Here is a 4,304-nt window from a genome sequence, read left to right as displayed (position 1 = left end):
CCGAGCGAAATCGTTGATATTGTTATTGCCTTAATTATCTTCTTTGTAGCTTCTAGCTACTTTATCCGTTACATCATTGGCCGCATTACTAAAAAGGGGGTGAAATAAGTGGACTTATATCAAATTTTAGGAATTATTGTACCGGCAATGATCGCGCTGGCAGCGCCACTTATTTTCACTGCGCTTGGCGGTGTGTTTTCTGAACGAAGCGGTGTCATAAATATTGGTTTAGAAGGATTAATGGTTATTGGGGCATTTACGGGTATTGTTTCTAACCTGGCATTGGCCGATTCTCTAGGAGCATGGACCCCTTGGGTTTCCGTGTTGATAGCAATGGTTGTGGCCGCAATCTTCTCCATCTTACATGCCGTCGCAGCCATTACATTCAGAGCAGACCAAACAGTCAGCGGGGTGGCAATTAACCTTCTGGCTGTCGGATTGACTGTCTTTCTTGTTAAGAAAATCTACGGCAAGGGTCAAACGGATATCATAACAGAACCGTTTCCGAGAGTAGATATCCCAATTCTTAGTGATATTCCGTATATTGGTACTATATTCTTCTCGAATGGTTATTATATCTCCTATATCGCTATTCTTTTAGCTTTTGTAGTTTGGTATATCATTTATAAAACACCATTTGGTTTACGGATTCGTGCAGTTGGTGAGCATCCGATGGCAGCTGATACAATGGGGATCAGTGTTACTAAAATCCGGTATGCAGGGGTTATCATATCTGGAGCCCTGGCAGGTATTGGCGGTGCCATATATGCAATCTCATTCTCTAATGATTTCAGTCATGCGACGATTAATGGTCAAGGCTTTATGGCTATTGCCGCAATGATCTTCGGTAAATGGCATCCACTGGGTGCAATGGGTGCTGCTTTATTCTTTGGACTTGCGCAGAGCTTAAGTGTTGTTGGTGCAAGCCTGCCGTTCTTTAAAGATATTCCAGCTGTATACTTGTTAATTGCTCCTTATGTATTAACAATTATTGCGCTAGCAGGATTTATAGGACGAGCAGATGCTCCGAAAGCATCCGGTTTGCCTTATATTAAAGGGAAAAGATAATATAGAAACGGCCGGACAGATTTTCTTGTCCGGCCGTTTTTTCGTATACATATGAAAAAAGTCTTCAAGCTTGCATGAATTTTCCTTTTGACGGTATATTTTAAGTAGATGATTAAAAGGGTTTTGCTAGACAAATAATAGAATACATCACTTCAAATACATATATATAGGAGGATTTGTATGGCAATAGCAACAGATAACGTGAAAAGTATGCAGGGATATACACTGCATACAATACAAACGACCCAATATAAGACGAATACCTTAGTACTTAAAATGAAGGCACCCTTATCGGATAAAAGTGTAACGCAGCGTTCTTTGCTGCCATATGTATTGCAAGCGAGTACGAAGAACTATCCAACCACTCCTCAACTACGCTCCTACCTTGATGAATTATATGGTGCCAGCTTTTATGTGGATGTAGGTAAAAAAGGGGAATATGATGTTATCAGCTTTACAATGGAAATTGCTAATGAAAAATTCCTTAGTGACCCTGCACCGTTACTTGAAAAAGGATTTGCGCTGCTTGCTGATATTCTCTTAAAGCCTAACAGTACGGATACTGCATTTGATGAACTATCCTTTACGAATGAAAAACGTTCACTTAAGCAAAGAATTCAATCACTTTTTGATGATAAAATGCGTTTCGCATCGACTAGACTCATTGAAGAAATGTGTCAAGGAGAACCCTATAGCCTTGAGACGCTGGGGAATAGCAAAGATCTTGAGGCAATTACTGCAGAGTCACTGTTCAGTTACTACAAACAAGCGATAGCGGAAGACGAGATTGATTTGTATGTAATCGGCGACGTGGAACAAACGCAGGTAGAGCAGTTTGCAGACCGCTACATTCAGCTGGATCCGCGTCAGCCTGTGCAGATGCGTTCGATTCAAAAAAACGTGGTAGAGGCAAAAGAGGTATTGGAGAAAGATGATGTTAAACAAGGGAAGTTAAACATCGGATATCGGACGCAAATCGTTTATGGTGATCCAGATTATTACGCCCTTCAAGTATTCAACGGTATCTTTGGCGGTTTTTCCCATTCTAAGCTCTTTATTAATGTTCGTGAAAAAGCGAGTCTTGCCTATTATGCTGCTTCCAGGCTGGAAAGTCATAAGGGATTATTGATTGTGATGAGCGGGATAGAAACGGCCAATTACCGTCAAGCTGTTCAAATTATTTCTGAACAGATGAAAGCCATGAAAAACGGTGAATTTTCAGAGCAAGAGCTGGAACAAACAAAGGCTGTAATTCGAAACCAGATTCTTGAAACGATAGACTCTCCGCGCGGACTCGTGGAAATTCTTTATCACAATGTCATTGCAAAAATTGATATTCCGTTAGAGAAATGGCTGCAAACCACCGAGAAGATTACGAAGGCGGAAATAATTGAAGCAGGGAAGAAAATCGAGTTGGATACGGTATATTTCTTAACTGGGACGGAGGTACCGCAGTAATGGAAAAAATCAAATTTGATCAATTGCAGGAAGAGATTCTACATGAAACAATGGCGAATGGTTTAGAGGTTTATATCATTCCTAAAAAAGGATTTAATAAATCGTTTGCAACGTTTACGACCAAATACGGTTCAATTGACAATCATTTTGTCCCGCTCGATAAGGACGATTATACTAAGGTACCAGACGGAATTGCGCACTTTCTAGAGCATAAATTATTTGAAAAAGAAGATGGTGATGTCTTTCAGCAATTCAGCAAGCAAGGAGCGTCAGGAAATGCCTTTACTTCTTTTACTAGAACCGCGTATCTTTTCTCAAGTACATCCGAATTTGAACTAAACTTAAAAACATTAATTGACTTTGTCCAGGATCCTTATTTCTCTGAAAAAACAGTTGAAAAGGAAAAAGGGATTATTGGACAAGAAATTAATATGTATGATGATAATCCTGATTGGCGCTTATATTTTGGCACCATTCAAAATATGTACCATCATCATCCAGTAAAAATCGATATTGCCGGGACGATTGATTCGATTGCTGGAATAACCAAAGATATGCTTTATGAATGTTATCATACGTTTTATCATCCAAGTAATATGCTCCTATTTATTGTTGGCGAAGTAAATGGAGAAGAAATCATGGATGGCATTCGCTCAAATCAAGAAAGTAAAGACTACCAGCCTCAGCCGGAAGTTAAACGGCAGTTTGAAGAAGAACCTAGTGAGGTGGCAGTAAAGAAGAGTCAACTGAAGATGAATGTTCAGACACCTAAGGTTATGCTTGGAATAAAAGCCCGTCATGTAAATCTTCAAGGTAAGGAGCTTCTAAAGACTGAATTAAGTGCTAACATTCTTCTGGAAATGCTCTTTGGAAAGAGCTCTTCTATCCATGAAAGTCTTTATTCAGCTGGATTAATTGACCAATCCTTTTCTTATGATTATACCCAAGAACAGGGATTTGGGTTTGCGCTACTTGGAGGTGATACCCTCCATCCAGATGAGCTGTCAGAAAAACTGACTGATCTATTACTTCAAGCTAAAACAGGAACAGGTCTTGATGAAAAAAGCTTGGAGCGTATTATTAAGAAAAAAATTGGTTCTTTTCTTCGCTCCTTAAATTCACCTGAATACATTGCTAATCAATTTACCAGATATGCATTTAATGATATGAATTTGTTTGATGTTGTTCCAATCTTAGAACAAATCAATTTTGATGATATTAAACAAACGGCTGAAACATTAATAGATGAATCACAAATTACGGTTTGTCAGGTTATCCCAAAATAAGAGAGCGCCTTGTCATTACGACAAGGCTTTTTGAATGATTAAAGGAGCAGGAAAATGGAAAAAAGATTTGCTTTAGTTACGGGAGCGAGCGGTGGGATAGGCAGAGCAATTGCCTTAAAACTTGCTGAAGATCATTACTCCCTTTATCTGCATTATAATCAAAATAAAAAATCGATTACGGAACTAATGAATGAGCTTGAACGATTTGATATAGAAGTCATTCCCATCCAAGCCGATTTAGGGAAACCGGATGGTTACAAACAAATAGCCGCTCAAATTTTTTCTTTACACGCTGTTGTTTTGAATAGCGGCAACAGTTTTTATGGATTAATGAGTGATACAAATGATCAAATCGTGCAGCAGATGACACAGCTTCATGTGGCAAGTCCTTTTTCAGTTAACACGTGAATTGCTGCCAAAGCTTATGTCTGCAAACAATGCTTCAATAGTCGCTGTAACGTCCATTTGGGGTCAGGCAGGTGCTGCTTGTGA

General features: G+C 39.2%; 4 protein-coding genes and 1 pseudogene. All 5 read left to right on the top strand.

Going from position 1 to position 4,304, the window contains the following annotated elements:
- Positions 1 to 108: pseudogene (locus WYK_RS25485) on the top strand (ABC transporter permease); the annotation flags it as partial.
- 39 nt (positions 109 to 147) lie between these two features.
- Positions 148 to 1,068: an ABC transporter permease gene (locus WYK_RS05660; RefSeq protein ID WP_407951471.1), complete on the top strand. Its 921-nt coding sequence runs from the start codon at positions 148 to 150 to the stop codon at positions 1,066 to 1,068.
- A 180-nt stretch (positions 1,069 to 1,248) separates the two neighbouring features.
- Positions 1,249 to 2,526, top strand: a complete 1,278-nt coding sequence (gene yfmF, locus WYK_RS05655; RefSeq protein WP_040373608.1) for an EF-P 5-aminopentanol modification-associated protein YfmF — start codon at positions 1,249 to 1,251, stop codon at positions 2,524 to 2,526.
- The gene (gene yfmH / locus WYK_RS05650) at positions 2,526 to 3,812 is read left to right on the top strand and encodes an EF-P 5-aminopentanol modification-associated protein YfmH (protein ID WP_040373607.1); all 1,287 of its coding nucleotides are present in this window, start codon (positions 2,526 to 2,528) and stop codon (positions 3,810 to 3,812) included. Before yfmF ends, yfmH begins: the two co-directional genes overlap by 1 nt.
- Positions 3,813 to 3,866: 54 nt before the next feature.
- On the top strand, positions 3,867 to 4,220 hold the full coding sequence (locus WYK_RS05645) for an SDR family NAD(P)-dependent oxidoreductase (RefSeq protein ID WP_051387332.1): 354 nt from the start codon (positions 3,867 to 3,869) through the stop codon (positions 4,218 to 4,220).
- The last annotated feature ends 84 nt before the right edge of the window (positions 4,221 to 4,304 follow it).

Origin of the sequence: Peribacillus psychrosaccharolyticus ATCC 23296, from assembly GCF_000305495.1 — a bacterium.
GTDB lineage: Bacteria > Bacillota > Bacilli > Bacillales > DSM-1321 > Peribacillus > Peribacillus psychrosaccharolyticus.
Note: the sequence above shows the minus strand (reverse complement) of the source record. Positions and strands in the feature narration are given on the sequence as shown.